Here is a 14,561-nt window from a genome sequence, read left to right as displayed (position 1 = left end):
TTTCAGGTCGCAAAATTTCTAAAGAAATCCACGGTCAGTCCCCTCGCCCCTTGGGGAGAGGGCTAGGGTGAGGGGCTCTTTCAGTAGACGTCACGCCGATACCGACCTTGCTCGATCAACCGGTCAACCTCTGCAATCCCGAGTACTTCGTTCAGTACGTGATCCACGCCTGAAGCCATCCCTTGCAAACTGCCGCAGATGTAAATGACCGCACCCTCGGCCAGCCATTTTTTCAGCTCGTCCGCCGACTCACGCAGTAGATCCTGTACATAAATCTTCTCGGCCTGGTCTCGGGAAAACGCCAGGTCCAGCCGCTCCAGATCCCCCGAAATCAACCATTCTTCCAGCTCATCGCGACACAGATAGTCATGCTCGCGATTGCGTTCGCCGAACAACAACCAATGACGTTGCTGCCCATCGGCGATCCGCGCCTTGAGCAAGCTGCGCAGCCCGGCCAGGCCGGTGCCGTTGCCCAGCAAGATCATCGGCACCGGCTCGGTCGGCAGGTGGAAACCGCTGTTGCGTCGTACGCGCAAGCTGATGGTGCCGCCCACCGGGGCGTGTTCGGTCAGCCAGCCGGAGCCGACGCCCAGGCTGCCGTCGGGATGCAGTTCCTGGCGCACGATCAGTTCGAGGATGCCATCGGAGGCGATCGAGGCGATGGAGTATTCGCGCATGGCCAAGGGCACCAGCGCATTCACCAGCGCCTGGGCATGCAGGCCGACCAGGTGAGTTCTGTTTTCTGGCAGTTGTCGACTGGCGAGGGCTTGTTCCAGCGGTTGTGACAGGCCACCGAGCGCAACCGTGGCCCGACCGTCAATGCCCAGTCCATCGAGGAAATGTTCGATCGCCCACGGACAATTGCGCGGCAACACTTCCACTAGGTCACCGGCCAGCCAACTGCTAGTGGTGGGGGCGGTGAGGCCCAGCAAGTACACACCAGAACCCGTGCTGTCAGGGTTGAGCAACTCCCGGCGGGTCAGGTTCCAGTTGTCGTAGCTTGGCGCTTGCCAGGTGTCCACGGGCGCCTGTCCGGTCAGCAGACCCAGTTGCTGCTGCCAGTGACGCAAGGCGTAAGGATCGCCGCTGTCGACCTCCACCGGGGCGAACAGGGTCTTGCCGCCGTGCTCGCCCAGCCACGTGTGCAAGCGTCGAGCGAAACCGCAGAAATGTTGATACTGCCGATCGCCAAGGCCGAGCACGGCGTAGTTCAGGCGTTCCAGGCTCAACGTCCGGCCCAGCACTTTGCGCTCAAACCCCCGGGCGCTGTCCGGCGCTTCACCGTCGCCGAAGGTGCTGACCACGAACAACGCATTGCTGGAATCACGCAAGTCTTGCTCGCTGACGTCTGCCAGCGGCTGAACCTTCACCGGCAGGCCCGCAGCCTGCAATTGCCCGGCGGTCTGCCACGCCAGTTGCTCGGCAAAGCCGCTCTGGCTGGCGAAGCCGATCAACCACGCAGGCGCGTCGCTACCCGGTTGTGCGAGGCCTTTGCGGGCATCCTTGATCTGCTTTTTCTTGCGTCGACGATCGAGGTACAACAACCAACCGGTGACGAAAAACAGCGGCATCGTCAGCGCACTGATCGTCAGGATGATCCGCCCGACAATGCCGAAATAGCTGCCGACATGCAGCGCATAGATACTGGTCAGCAACTGCGCCTTGAGGCTCTTGTCGCTGTAGCGATCATGGCGCTTGACGATGCCGGTGGCCGGATCCAGCGAGATCTGGTTCAGCGCGCGGTCGTGGGGTGAGGTGTTCAAGAGGTAGAACACGGTGGCCGGTTGTCCGGCCACGGGCGGCATGCGGATGTTGTAGGCACTCAGTGCCGGGCCGGCAGCGCTGTAGATGCTGCTCCACATCGCTGCATAGTCGGCGGTGGGTGCCGGGCCGCTTGGCGCAGGTCCGCGACCGCTGCGGACGCGCTCGTTCTGTGGTGAGTCGGAAAGCAATCGGGTCAGGCCCTTGTTGTACCACTCATAGGACCAGGACAACCCGGTGAGCGCTGCCAGGAGGTAAAACACCAGGCACCAGGTACCGGCGACGGAGTGCAAATCCCAGTTGAAGCTGCGGCCTTTTTTCTTCCAGTCGAGGGTCAGCCAGGCGCGCCAGCTTTTCCACTGGCGCGGCCAGCGCAGGTAAAGACCGGACAGGCAGAAGAACACCAGAATCAGCGTACAGGCACCGGTGATCTGCCGACCGCTATCGCCCATGGCGAGGAAGCGGTGCAGTTGCAGCATCAGGCCGAAGAAATCCTGGCCGGTGGCGTCGCCCATGAACTCGGCGGTGTACGGGTCGAAGTAGCGCATCTGCCCACGGCGCTCGCCCGGTGGCGGAGTAAAGATCACGCGCGCGGCGTTACCGCTGTCGGTCTCGACCCAGAGCATCGCGACTTTCTTGCCCGAGGCGCCCTCGATTTTCTCAACCAGTTCGGCGGGCGGCAGGACGCCGGCGACCTGCTTCTCGACCTGCAGTACAGAAGGGTTCAGCGCGCGCAGGATTTCATCCTGAAACGATACCGTCGCCCCGGTGATGCCCATCAGGGCCAGGACCAGTCCGGCGCTGATGCCGAAAAACCAGTGCAACTGGAACAGGGTTTTCTTCAACACGTCGCTCGCCTTGTTCGTTCGAAAATAGTTATCACGGCGCGCATTATGCCGTGGGTTGTCGAGAAACATTCTTTCTTACGCACAAAAGCCCCGTTCACCTGGATGAACGGGGCCTTGGTCTTCACGCTTCTATCAGAAGTGGAAGTTGGTGCTCAGCAATGCTGTACGCCCCGCCGCCTGGTTGGCGAAGTGGGTCGAGAAAGCTTTGTCGTAGTAGGTTTCATCCGTCAGGTTCTGCACGTTCAGTTGCAGGTCGACGTTTTTGCTCAGCTTGTACGCGGCCATGGCGTCGTAACGAACGTAGGAATCAACCATGGTGGTGTTGGCCACGCTGCCGAACACATCATCGACATAAAACGCACCGCCACCGATGGTCAGCTTCGGCGTGACCTGATAAGTCGTCCACAAGCTGGCACTGTTTTTCGGTGTGTTAGGCAGCTCGTTGCCTTCGGTGGCGCGGTTCAGCGGGCCGCCATCGATCTGCTCGCTGTCCATGTATGCGTAACCGGCGAACACTTGCCATTTGTCGGTGATCTTGCCACTGGCCGACAGTTCGATACCTTGAACGCGGGTTTTGCCGGCGTTTTCATAGGCGGTTGTGTCGACTTGAACGCGAGCGTTTTCTTTCTCGGTGCGGAAGATGTCGGCGGTCAACGACAGGCGATCGTTCAGCAGGTCCCACTTGGTACCGATTTCGTAGTTCTTGGTGGTTTCCGGCTCCATGTCGCTTTTGAGCAGGTTGCCGTTTCGATCCGGCGTACCTCCCAGCGGGTTGCCTTCCTGACCTTCGCCCAAGGTGTTGCCCGGTGGCGTGGCGGACGTCGCGTAGGACGCATAGATGCTGCCATTTTCTGCGGGCTTGTAGACCACGCCGAACTGCCCGGTAACGAACTCGCTCGTGTCGTCGCCTTTGGAGGTCGTCGTGCCGGCAGCGTTGAAGGTTTTGTATTCGGTGTCGAAATGGTCATAACGCAGGCCCATGTTCACCAGCCATTGCTCGGACAACTCCAGCGTGTCGAACACATACAGCGAATAGGTGTTGGCTTTGGTGTCGGTGCCAGCGTAGTTACGTGAGATTGCACCGTTCCATGGGTCGTTCGGGTTCGGGTTGGACAGCGAGGTACAGTTGTAACCGCTCGGTGCGCCAATCATCGCCGGTGTGCAGTTGGTGCTCGCAGGAGGAGCGGTCGTTCTCGGGGTGGTGTCGGTGTTGACGTTATACGAGGACTTTTCGCTTTCCTCGCGGCTCAACTCGATACCGGTAGAGAAGCTGTTTTTGAATCCGGCGATGTAGACGTCGCCAAACAGATCAGTCTGGTTAGTGGTGGTTTCGGTGTTGCTGACCCGAGTATTGGCCCGACGCCAGACGCTGCCGTTGTTGACGTTGCCCTTGCTGTCGTCCGGCTGGGTCAGGATGTAGTCCTGCATGCTGGTGCCGTGGCGCAGGGTGTTCTTGACGGTCAGCGCGTCGCTCAGATCGTGCTCGATGGCGATGGTTGCGGTGTCGGTGCGGCCCTTGCGGAAGTCGCGGCCGTCGAGACCGTAGAAGTTGTTGCTGTCGCCGCCATCGTCAGGCTTGTCCGGGTTGGACTTGGTGCGAGCCGTCGAACCCGCGACCGGAATGCTGTATGGAATGCCGGAATCTGGCGTGTCGTTGCTTTCCAGGTGGTAGTAGTCAAAGTTGACGCGAGTGTCGGTGCCCAGGCCGAAGGCCAGCGACGGTGCGATGCCCCAGCGATCGTAATCGACAGTGTCACGGCCAGCGACGTTGCTTTCGTGGCTCATCAGGTTCAGACGGCCAGCGGCGGTGTCGGTGAACTGATAGTTGCCATCCATGGTGTAACGCTGGGTCTGGTCGGAACCCCAGGTGAAACCGCCATCGAGCGAATTGCCAAGGTGCGCCTTTTTGCTCACCAGGTTGATGCTGCCACCGGCAGCGCCACGGCCGCCCATGGCCGAATTCGGGCCTTTGCTGACTTCGATCGACTCAACGGCGAAGATCTCGCGGCTCTGCGAACCGGTATCGCGCACGCCGTCCAGATACGTATCGCCCTGGGCATCGAAGCCGCGAATGAATGGCCGGTCACCTTGCGGGTTGCCGCCTTCACCGGCACCGAAGGTGATGCCTGGAACAGTGCGCAGCGCGTCCTGCATGTTGAGGGCGCCAGTGTCCTTGAGCACTTGTTGCGGGATGACGGTGATCGAACGCGGCGTGTCCACAAGCGGCGCGGTGTACTTGGGCGAGGAGGCTTTTTCGACGTGGTAGGAAGTCTCGTCCTGAGCCTCGCCAGTGATGGCGGTAGCGCCCAGAGAAATCACATTACTCGGTGCTTTTTCGTCAGCTTTTTCCGCCGCGAAAACCATGTGGCCCGCAGAACCGGCAGTAATCGCCATGCCGATGGCCGATGCGAGCAAACGTGGTGAACTGACCGGTACTTGTGGTTGTTGACGTGACATTTGAATTCCCCTCCCCAAGGATTTGAGGCCGCGGAATATAGGGTAAACAGGTATTTGTATCAATTGCGAAACGTTACTATTCGCGACAAATTTACATTCTTTACAATTTACCCTTACGGTTTTTGGCGTCTCGTTCGTCCCGGGGGTTTTACACGGGCAATAAGAATCAATACCATTGACGTCTCTTTGTCTTCAGGTGTCATCCCATGCTGCTGCACATTCCCGGCGTGTTCGCGAAAGAAGAAGTGCAGCGCATCCGCGAGGCTCTGCAGCAGGCAGATTGGGCGGACGGCAAAATCACCGCCGGCTACCAGTCGGCCAAAGCCAAGCACAATCTGCAGCTGCCGGAAGGTCATCCGCTGGCCAAGGAAGTCGGTGCGGCGATGCTGGAACGGCTGTGGAAAAATCCGCAGTTCATGTCAGCCGCGTTGCCGCACAAGGTCTTTCCTCCGTTACTGAACTGTTACACGGCCGGCGGCAGTTTCGACTTTCACATCGACAACGCCGTGCGCCAGCCCAAGGGCAGCATTGAGCGGGTGCGCACCGATTTGTCGGCCACTCTGTTCTTCAGCGAACCGGATGACTACGACGGCGGCGAACTGGAAATCCAGGACACCTTCGGCACCCAACGGGTGAAGTTGCCGGCCGGTGACATGGTTCTATACCCCGGCACCAGCCTGCACAAGGTCAACGCCGTGACGCGCGGCACTCGCTACGCCTCGTTCTTCTGGACTCAAAGCCTGGTCCGCGAAGACAGTCAGCGCGCCTTGCTGTTCGAGATGGACGGGGCGATCCAGCAGTTGACCCAGGACATGCCCGACCACCCTTCGCTGATTCGCCTCACCGGCACTTATCACAACCTGTTGCGTCGCTGGGTCGAGGTATGAGTTATCAACTGCGCCGTGAGGAAGTGCTCGACGGTGATCGTCTCAAAGCCATGCTCGACGAAAGCCCGGCGCGCGCGGCACAGGCGATTCTGATCGCCGCCCGCGAAGGTGTACTCGATGCTCAGGCCTTGCTCGGGCAGATTCTGCTGGATGGGCAGGGCATCCAGCAGGACCAGCGGCTGGCCGTGCGCTGGTTCGAGATCGCCGCCCAGGGCGGGCACTCGATGGCGCGCAACATGCTCGGTCGTTGCCATGAGCATGGTTGGGGTTGCGTTGCCGATGCTTCAGTTGCTGCGGGGCATTATCGCTTGGCCGCCGACGCCGGCCTGGATTGGGCGATGTACAACTACGCCAACCTGTTGGCCACCGGGCGCGGCGTTATTGAAGATCAGGCGCACGCGTTGATTCTTTATCGCCGGGCAGCGGAACTGGGCCATGCGAAATCGATGAACTTGCTGGGACGATATCTGGAGCAAGGCCATTTTTGTCCTGCTGATCCTGTGACGGCGTTTGATTGGTATCGACGTTCGGCGCTGGGCGGTGATTTTCGTGGGCAGTTCAGTTATGCCAGTGTTCTGGTGGAACTCTCGCACATCGAAGAAGCGCTGGTCTGGTATCGCCGGGCAATGCACGCGGGGCATTCGGCTTTTTTAAGTATCGCGGCGCAGACACTGTCGAACGTGCCCCACGCGCAAGTGCAAGCAATGGCCGTGGAATATCGCGCACGGGCAGCCAACCAAGTAAACATTTGAAGTTCGCCGTCGGCTTGTCACGCGAGTGGATTAGTTGCTTGCTCGCCAGGCGTTGGTATTTTTTATAAACATATCCTCGTAAGTTTGCACTTTGCAGCGGCGCTGCATTGTGTTTTATTTCCAGTGCGCAGTTTGAATGGTTGTAATGTTCCGGCTCTGCAAATCACGTTATTAAATATCTAGTTGTGTGTTGACTAATTAAAGGAATAATTATGTCTGGTAATAAGTTGTGGGATGACGCTCTGAAAAACGCTTCTCCCGAGCAAATATTGCAGTACGCCGCTGAAGCTCCGGCGCGGTTAATCAGTGCATCCGCTTCGGACTTCAATAGCGATGTACGTGCCACGGGATTGTTGCTGACTAAAAAACAAATCATCGATCTGCACAAGTATCAGGCTGCCGCTTTCAGGCTTCCTCGCACTTTGAAAGACGTTACTGACTATCTGCGTTTCGGTGTCGGTCAGAATGGTGGCCCGGGCCTTTACCCCGAAGACTTCCTGACCACTTTTCTCAATACTCACAACCATGCCTCGCGTTGGACGGACTTGCGCGAACGCATCATGATGACGGGCCGCGGCCTCAGTAACTTCGCAACGAGCATGCTGACGTATGGTGCATCGATGGAAGAAGTCTACTCCGACGTAAGGGCTGGCAATCTGCTGGACCTGCACGACATTAAAACGGTTGAACAACTAAGAGCGCTGGAGGCCGCGTTGGGTGACAAGTTTCCAGGTCTGCAACTGGAAAGCGATACGCTGAGTGATTTGGGTTATTTTCTCGACAGGATATTTGAAGAAGTTGATAAGAACTTAAATATTACTCGCGGCATCAAGAAAGACCTCGATGCGTTTGGTGTGGATCTTCAGGAATACATTCTGCCTGGCATCCAATACAAGGTTGATTTGATAAAAAATAATACCTTGTCGGCAGAAATAAAAAATCTCCAAGTGAAAATTGATGATCGTTCCGCCGAGATTGAACTAAAGAATACTGAGTACAAAGCGGCCGTTCAGGAGGCATTGAAAGCCGCGGCTGGTATGAACATTGTCGGGTTGGCGATGGCTATCTATATGGGCGTCGAAGCTGAAAACATTCGTGCAGCGCGTAACGAACTGTATGCCCAACAGGATCGCGACATTCTGAAGCTGGACAGCATGAATCAGACCTTGGGTTCTCTGGCGCGTGTAAAGCACGACTTGCAGAGTCTTGAAATCGTGGCAATCGATGCCGAAATCGCGACAAAAAACCTTATCTATACCTGGAACGTCTTGCACGATGCTGTCGCAAACTCTTCCAAAGCTATCGCTACCATCAACGATGCGTTGTCGCTGCGACAGTTCATCGCGCAATTCAGGCTGGTCGTTAATCCATGGAGAAAAATCGAGACCGATGCCGACGCTCTTATTCTGGTGTTCAAGGAGGCTCAGGAAGAGTTTTCGCGCAATAACTTGTTGGGAGTACGTTCGATGAATATTGTAAGCCTATTTAATTCGGCCTATCCGCCGCTGGATTTGGCGGCATTAAGTACCCATCACGAACACATGCGTAATGCGCGCATTCAGGCCAATACCTGGCAGGTCAAGCTTGGTTATTTGCCGGACTTGTTCAGCCGCTTCGACAGCGTTGTCAGAGAGGTCGGTCGGGGAAGCAACGAGTTACAAGGCGCCGCTCAGACCAGCAAGTACGAACTCGAAATCATTCAGCGCGGTCTTGAAGACCTCGAAAAAGAACGACTGAGCGAGGCTGACCCGCTAGTTATCGAAGAAATCGATGGCGATCGTAAGCGACTCTTGAAGCAGGCAGCCGATGTAATCAAGGAGAAGTCGTCCAAAATTGACCAATGCCTGGCGAATATCAGCGATTCGTTCGATCGACGCCTGGTCCAGACTTACCTGGTTGATTTTGCGCACGAAGAGCAAATGGCCAAAGATGAAATCAGTGATCTGCAATTGAAGTTGCAGGCGTTCAGGGATGAGCGCAAAACGATCTCTGAAGCCGTCGCTACCCTGGAAAAGGCAGGCATTGAAGCACTTGGCAAAGACATTGAACTGACCCTTGCCAAGGTCACTCAGTTGGGCCTGGCTCCTACAGAAATTCAACTGGTGATGATGGCGATCGACCAACTTAAAAAAACATTAATCGACGCCGGCAAGACAATTGCTTTTATCGACATGCTTCGCGAGAGTGACAAGCTGAAGCTGAAGATTGATGCCCTGATCGAGAAGATCGATGTCGAGAATTCAATTATTCAGGCATCACTCGGCAGGACTAAATACTTGCAGGCGATTCTTTCGATAGAGGACTCGCGACATGAATACGCCACTGTCTATAGCGGTGCTGCGGCAGCTTATCGGCATTTTCTGACGGCCACCGCCGCAGCGCAATTTGCCGATGTCGAAGCGCTGGACAATGCATTCAAGGTGCAGGCACCGCTGTTTATCAAGTTCCTCGCGCCCGTGTCGGTGCCAAGGCGCTGACAAACGGATGACCACGGACTGCCAGCGGCAATTTTGACGCTGGCAGTCGAGGTTTTGTCAGGCCAAGGAGAGACTGATGCTGGATTATTTATTGGCAGAAAAGAATTTTGCCTCGTTGAAGCAATACATTGTTTTTTTGAACGACTTGCCTGGCGCACTTGGGGAAATCAACCGGTTCTCAGATTCTATCGCCCGATCCGGATATACCTTATTGCCTCGGCCCGATTCTCAGGCATTGATTCAAGTTGCGCGTGGCAACGCGGTCTGCTGGCAAGCGATCGGTATTACCGTACCTTGTCTTGGTAAAGTGTCGACTCGGGTACTGCAGGATGTGAGCGGTTTTATCCGCGAGTTTCAGGCGATTGTCAGCGTTACCGAGAATCGGCGTTTGGCGATTTCGGTGATTGATCCGCAACAGTTCACCGTTGTCAGATCTGCCGGTTGGGGCAATGCACCCTGTGCCAATGTGATTGATGTGATGCGCGAACTCTATGCGCGGCTCGAACGTTGCCAATATGCAGTGACGGACTTCAAGTTGCAGGTAACTAAACTTGCGGTGTCGATCCACAGCATTTTTATTCGCTTCATCGAATCGCTGACATTGCCGTTAAGTACCGAAGGTCCGATGTCCAAGATTGAAGCCTATTACACCTTGGGTCGAATTGGGTTGCCGGGCATGGATTACGATCCTGGCCAGCCGTACTCGCAAACGCAACGGCAAGAGATGTCCCGAGCGCATATGGGACGTCTTGGCGATCTTTACCGGCAAGCCAGTGTCGCCGCCTGTAACCTCGGTGATTTCTGTTACCGCTGGACCTACATGCTCGATGAAACCAAACGGTCGCTGGCAACTCATTATCCTCAACAAACGATGATGCGTGCCAAGGCCTCTTTGCCGATGATTACCGGCTCACTGGGGGATGTTAAATCCATGTCTGACCAACTGTTGAAAATGGCCAGTGTCTTCTAATAAAAAAACCCATGACACTGTCATGGGTTTTTCATTGGGCGCTTGAAACTCGAAGTGTCAGTTACACGTAAAACGACTTCAACGGTGGAAAGCCATTGAACTCTACCGCGCTGTAACTGGTGGTGTACGCACCGGTCGACAACCAGTACAAACGATCACCAATCGCCAGGTTCAGCGGCAAACCGTACTTGTAGTTCTCGTACATGATGTCGGCGCTGTCGCAGGTCGGGCCGGCGATGACCACTTCTTCCATCTCGCCTTTCTTCTCGGTCCAGATCGGGAACTTGATGGCTTCGTCCATGGTTTCGATCAGGCCGGAGAACTTGCCCACATCCGTGTACACCCATCGCTCTACCGCGGTACGGGATTTACGCGCTACCAGCACCACTTCGCTGACCAGGATGCCGGCGTTGGCGATCAACGAACGGCCTGGTTCCAGGATGATTTCCGGCAGTTCGTCACCGAAGTCTTCCTTGAGGAAACGGATGATTTCTTCAGCGTAGGTTTCCAGGCTGTTGGTGCGGGTGATGTAGTTGGCCGGGAAGCCGCCGCCCATGTTGATCAGCTTCAGGTGAATGCCGTCTTCTTCTTTCAGGCGTTCGAAGATCACTTTGACCTTGGCGATCGCCGCGTCCCAGACGCTGATGTCGCGCTGTTGCGAGCCGACGTGGAACGAGATGCCGTATGGCACCAGGCCCAGGTCGCGAGCGAGGATCAGCAGGTCCATGGCCATGTCGGTCTGGCAGCCGAATTTGCGCGACAAAGGCCAGTCGGCAGTGGTCGAGCCTTCGGTGAGGATGCGCACGTAGACTTTCGAACCCGGTGCAGCCTTGGCGATGTTGCGCAGGTCGGCTTCGGAGTCGGTGGCATACAGGCGCACGCCCTTCTCGTAGAAGTAGCGAATGTCTTTGGATTTCTTGATGGTGTTGCCGTAGCTGATGCGATCGGGGCCGACGCCCTGGTTCATCACTTTGTCGAGCTCGTAGATCGAAGCGATGTCGAAGTTCGAACCTTTCTCTTTGAGCAGGTCGATGATTTCGACGGCCGGGTTGGCCTTGACCGCGTAGTAGACCTTGGCGAATTCGAAACCGGCGCGCAGGTCGTCATAGGCCTGGCTGATCATCGCGGTGTCGATCACCACGAACGGGGTTTCTTGTTTGTCGGCGAAGGCCTTCATTTTGTTGAAGGTATCGCGCGCGAAATAGTCTTCGACGTTGATCGACATGCTGGGAACTCCTACTGGCAAACTGAAATTAACAATGGGTGCAAATGAACGTCCTCCGTATCCCCACTTTGGTTCGCCTACTTCCCAAGGCATGTCGCCGAAAGCAAAAAGGCCATGGGAAGCGGTGCTTTCCCTTGGCCTTGCTGTCTCGTCGTCAGTACTTGAGCCGGATGGATCGTTTCCAGCATGGACGTTCGGCGCGAACTTTAGGGCGTGAGGAGCTTGAGATCAACAAAAAATGTCGCGTTTTTACACGCATCCGTCGTGCGGTCCTGGACAGCTACTGATGTAACCGACCTGCATGACAGTGTGATGTTCCCCGAATGAGGATTTATGGAGGGATTTGTATTGCCTTTGTGGCGAGGGAGCTTGCTCCCGCTGGGCTGCGTAGCGGCCCCAGATTTTGCGGCTGCTTCGCAACCGAGCGGGAGCAAGCTCCCTCGCCACAGGGGCAGGTCAGGCCAACGCAGTTTCGGCTGGAGAAACAATGCTGGTCTTGCCGCCGCGGGACTTGCCGGAACTCAAATACTCGGCAATCGATTCCTGCGTCACTTCCCCAAGGAACACCCGCTCCGCATCCATCACCGGCAGCCACGAACGGTTGAATTCGTACATGCGCGACAGCAGGATGCGCAAATGTTCGTCGTACGCCGCGGTGGCGTTGAACTCGCGCAGGTATTGCGCACAGGTGCCGGTCTGACGGTGCAGGTCGCGACGGCGCACGTAGCCCAAGGCCTTGTTCTCGGCGCAGGTAACCACCACGTAGCGACGGTCGTGTTCGTCCATCAATTCCAGCGCATCGGCCACTGGCGTTTCCGGGCTCACCGACGGCGCGTTGTCCGCCGCGTCCTCGGCTTTCACCAGCAACAGACGCTTGAGGGTGCTGTCCTGGCCAACGAAGTTGCTGACAAAGTCATCCGCCGGGTGCGCCAGCAGTGTGTCCGGGTGATCAATCTGCAGCAGTTTGCCGGCGCGGAAGATTGCGATCTTGTCGCCCAGCTTGATCGCTTCGTCGATGTCGTGGCTGACCATGATCACGGTCTTGTTCAGCGCGCGTTGCATCTCGAAGAACTCGTTCTGGATCATCTCGCGGTTGATCGGGTCGACCGCGCCAAACGGTTCGTCCATCAGCAACAGCGGGGCATCCGCCGCCAGCGCACGAATCACGCCGATCCGTTGCTGTTGTCCACCGGACAATTCACGCGGGTAGCGAGTCAGATACTGCTTGGGTTCGAGCTTGATCATGCTCATCAACTCGCGGGCGCGGTCGTGGCATTTCTGTTTGTCCCAACCCAGCAGGCGCGGAACGATGGTGATGTTTTCCTCGATGGTCATGTTCGGGAACAGACCAATCTGCTGGATCACATAACCGATGTTGCGGCGCAGGGTCACGGCGTCGAGGTCGGTGGTGTCTTCGCCGTTGATCAGGATCTTGCCGGAGGTCGGCTTGATCAGGCGATTGATCATTTTCAGCGTGGTGCTTTTGCCGCAGCCCGATGGCCCGAGGAACACACAGATCTCGCCTTCATTGACGGTCAGGCTTACCGAGTCCACGGCTTTCACATCTTTGCCGTTGCTTTGGAAGGTCTTGCTGAGGTTTTGAAGTTCGATCATTTCAGGAGTCCTTTTGGAGTCAGCGTGCGTTGCAGCCATTGCAGAAGCAGGTCGGCGAAGATGGCCAGGAGACTGACCAGCACGGCGCCGACGATCAGCATCGACATGTCGCTGCGGCTGATGGAAGCGAGAATGAGTACACCGAGGCCACCGGCGCCGATGGTCGCGGCGATGGTCATGACACCAATGTTCATCACCACGGCGGTGCGCACACCGGCGAGGATCACCGGCACCGCGATCGGCAGTTCGACCATGCGCAGGCGCTGGCCGAAGGTCATGCCGATGCCGCGGGCGGCTTCGCGAATGCCGGGGTCGACGCCAGTCAGGGCGAGGTAGGTGTTACGCATGATCGGCAGCAGCGAGTACAAAAACACCGCAGTGATCGCCGGCATCGGGCCCAGGCCCTGGCCGAATTTGGAGTAGAACGGCAGCAGCAGGCCGAACAGGGCAATCGACGGAACCGTCAGCAGCACCGTGGCGCTGGCTTGCAACGGGCCGGCGAGGGTCGGGAAGCGCGTCATCAGGATGCCCAGCGGCACGCCGACGAGGATTGCCAGGGTCACGGCAATACCGACGAGGGTGATGTGCTGCCCGGTCAGTTGCAGGACCAGCGGCCAGTCGAGATGGGAAAAGGCGTTCAGAAATTCCATGTCTTTTCCTCCTTATTTGATGGGGTGTTGGCGCAGGAAATCGGCGGCAACGGATGAAGGGCTTTCGTGATCGACATCGACCCGCGCGTTGAGCTGGCGCATGGTCGCGTCGTCGAACAGTTCAGCCAGCGGCTTGAGTTCTTCGGCGAGTTTCGGATGGGCGTCGAGGTACACCTGACGCACCACCGGCGCAGCGGTGTAGTCCGGGAAGTAATGCTTGTCGTCTTCCAGCAGTTTCAGCTTGAAGGCGTTCAATCGGCCGTCAGTGGTGTAGACCAGACCGGTAAACACCTGACCATTACGCAGGGCGGTGTAGACCAAACCAGCATCCATCTGCCGGATGTTTTTGCGGGTCAGGTTCATGCCGTAGAGGTCGACCATGCCGTCCAGCCCGTCGGAACGGTTGGCGAACTCAGTGTCCAGGGCGACGAGGTGATTGGTCTTCGCCTCAGCCTGCATCACCGTGTTCAGCTCGCTGATGGTGTTGATCTGCGGATACGCCTTCGCGGTGTTTTCTGGCAGGGCCAGCGCGTAGGTGTTGCTGAATTTCGACGGGGTGAGCCAGATCAGGCCTTTTTTCGCGTCGAGTTCTTTCACTCGGGCGTAGGACTGAGCGCTGTCGAGCTTGTCGGTGACATGGTTGTAAGCCACCAGCGACACGCCGGTATATTCCCACATCAGGTCGAGCTGACCACTTTCGTGGGCGCTGCGGGCCAGGTTGCTGCCCAGACCACCGGTCACCTGAGTGTCGTAACCCTTGGTGCGCAGGTATTGGGAGGTGATTTCCGCCAGCAGGGTTTGTTCGGTGAACACCCGGGCGCCAATGCGGATCAGCGGTTTTTCGGCGGCTTGGGCAAATCCTGCGAACAGCAGAACGCAGCCCAGTAATAGGCTTGGCTTTTTCATAAATATTCCTTTGC

10 protein-coding genes are annotated in these 14,561 nt (G+C 57.1%); 4 read left to right on the top strand and 6 right to left on the bottom strand.

Going from position 1 to position 14,561, the window contains the following annotated elements:
• Positions 1-80: 80 nt before the first annotated feature.
• Both ACSQ87_RS27635 and ACSQ87_RS27630 read right to left on the bottom strand, forming a co-directional pair.
• The gene (locus ACSQ87_RS27635; RefSeq protein WP_436274801.1) at positions 81-2,609 is read right to left on the bottom strand and encodes a PepSY domain-containing protein; all 2,529 of its coding nucleotides are present in this window, start codon (positions 2,607-2,609) and stop codon (positions 81-83) included.
• Between the two features lie 132 nt (positions 2,610-2,741).
• A complete protein-coding gene (locus ACSQ87_RS27630; protein ID WP_436274800.1) occupies positions 2,742-5,066 on the bottom strand; it encodes a TonB-dependent receptor in 2,325 nt (774 codons plus the stop codon).
• Between the two features lie 206 nt (positions 5,067-5,272).
• On the opposite strand from ACSQ87_RS27630, the gene ACSQ87_RS27625 reads away from it, so the two are divergent.
• From ACSQ87_RS27625 to ACSQ87_RS27610, 4 genes are all read left to right on the top strand, one after another.
• A complete protein-coding gene (locus ACSQ87_RS27625; protein ID WP_223432286.1) occupies positions 5,273-5,953 on the top strand; it encodes a Fe2+-dependent dioxygenase in 681 nt (226 codons plus the stop codon).
• Positions 5,950-6,705: a tetratricopeptide repeat protein gene (locus ACSQ87_RS27620; RefSeq protein ID WP_436274799.1), complete on the top strand. Its 756-nt coding sequence runs from the start codon at positions 5,950-5,952 to the stop codon at positions 6,703-6,705. Before ACSQ87_RS27625 ends, ACSQ87_RS27620 begins: the two co-directional genes overlap by 4 nt.
• Positions 6,706-6,917: 212 nt before the next feature.
• Entirely contained in the window at positions 6,918-9,182 is a 2,265-nt protein-coding gene (locus ACSQ87_RS27615) for an alpha-xenorhabdolysin family binary toxin subunit A (protein WP_436274798.1), read from the top strand.
• Positions 9,183-9,258: 76 nt separating this feature from the next.
• On the top strand, positions 9,259-10,152 hold the full coding sequence (locus ACSQ87_RS27610; RefSeq protein WP_436274797.1) for a hypothetical protein: 894 nt from the start codon (positions 9,259-9,261) through the stop codon (positions 10,150-10,152).
• Between the two features lie 61 nt (positions 10,153-10,213).
• Here ACSQ87_RS27610 and ACSQ87_RS27605 read toward each other — a convergent pair whose 3' ends face one another.
• The 4 genes from ACSQ87_RS27605 to ACSQ87_RS27590 form a co-directional block, all read right to left on the bottom strand.
• Positions 10,214-11,377, bottom strand: a complete 1,164-nt coding sequence (locus ACSQ87_RS27605; RefSeq protein WP_033058084.1) for a type III PLP-dependent enzyme — start codon at positions 11,375-11,377, stop codon at positions 10,214-10,216.
• 456 nt (positions 11,378-11,833) lie between these two features.
• The gene (locus ACSQ87_RS27600; RefSeq protein ID WP_436274796.1) at positions 11,834-12,991 is read right to left on the bottom strand and encodes an osmoprotectant ABC transporter ATP-binding protein OsmV; all 1,158 of its coding nucleotides are present in this window, start codon (positions 12,989-12,991) and stop codon (positions 11,834-11,836) included.
• Positions 12,988-13,641, bottom strand: coding sequence for an ABC transporter permease (locus ACSQ87_RS27595; protein ID WP_008148960.1), 654 nt, complete (start codon positions 13,639-13,641; stop codon positions 12,988-12,990). The genes ACSQ87_RS27600 and ACSQ87_RS27595 overlap by 4 nt, the downstream gene beginning before the upstream one ends.
• Before the next feature lie 12 nt (positions 13,642-13,653).
• Complete coding sequence (locus ACSQ87_RS27590; protein ID WP_436274795.1) at positions 13,654-14,547, bottom strand: glycine betaine ABC transporter substrate-binding protein; 894 nt, start codon at positions 14,545-14,547, stop codon at positions 13,654-13,656.
• Positions 14,548-14,561 lie beyond the last annotated feature (14 nt).

It is taken from the genome of Pseudomonas sp. LjRoot277, from assembly GCF_964253845.1.
Classification (GTDB): Bacteria; Pseudomonadota; Gammaproteobacteria; order Pseudomonadales; family Pseudomonadaceae; genus Aquipseudomonas.
The sequence above is the reverse complement of the archived record's forward strand: the minus strand, read 5'-3'. Positions and strand labels throughout refer to the sequence as shown.

What these genes read in the sequence shown, in the direction of transcription:
- ACSQ87_RS27630 (WP_436274800.1), bottom strand. Translation starts at nt 5,066, where the DNA reads ATGTCACGTCAACAACCACAAGTACCGGTCAGTTCACCACGTTTGCTC.
- ACSQ87_RS27625 (WP_223432286.1), top strand. Translation starts at nt 5,273, where the DNA reads ATGCTGCTGCACATTCCCGGCGTGTTCGCGAAAGAAGAAGTGCAGCGC.
- ACSQ87_RS27620 (WP_436274799.1), top strand. Translation starts at nt 5,950, where the DNA reads ATGAGTTATCAACTGCGCCGTGAGGAAGTGCTCGACGGTGATCGTCTC.
- ACSQ87_RS27615 (WP_436274798.1), top strand. Translation starts at nt 6,918, where the DNA reads ATGTCTGGTAATAAGTTGTGGGATGACGCTCTGAAAAACGCTTCTCCC.
- ACSQ87_RS27610 (WP_436274797.1), top strand. Translation starts at nt 9,259, where the DNA reads ATGCTGGATTATTTATTGGCAGAAAAGAATTTTGCCTCGTTGAAGCAA.
- ACSQ87_RS27605 (WP_033058084.1), bottom strand. Translation starts at nt 11,377, where the DNA reads ATGTCGATCAACGTCGAAGACTATTTCGCGCGCGATACCTTCAACAAA.
- ACSQ87_RS27600 (WP_436274796.1), bottom strand. Translation starts at nt 12,991, where the DNA reads ATGATCGAACTTCAAAACCTCAGCAAGACCTTCCAAAGCAACGGCAAA.
- ACSQ87_RS27595 (WP_008148960.1), bottom strand. Translation starts at nt 13,641, where the DNA reads ATGGAATTTCTGAACGCCTTTTCCCATCTCGACTGGCCGCTGGTCCTG.
- ACSQ87_RS27590 (WP_436274795.1), bottom strand. Translation starts at nt 14,547, where the DNA reads ATGAAAAAGCCAAGCCTATTACTGGGCTGCGTTCTGCTGTTCGCAGGA.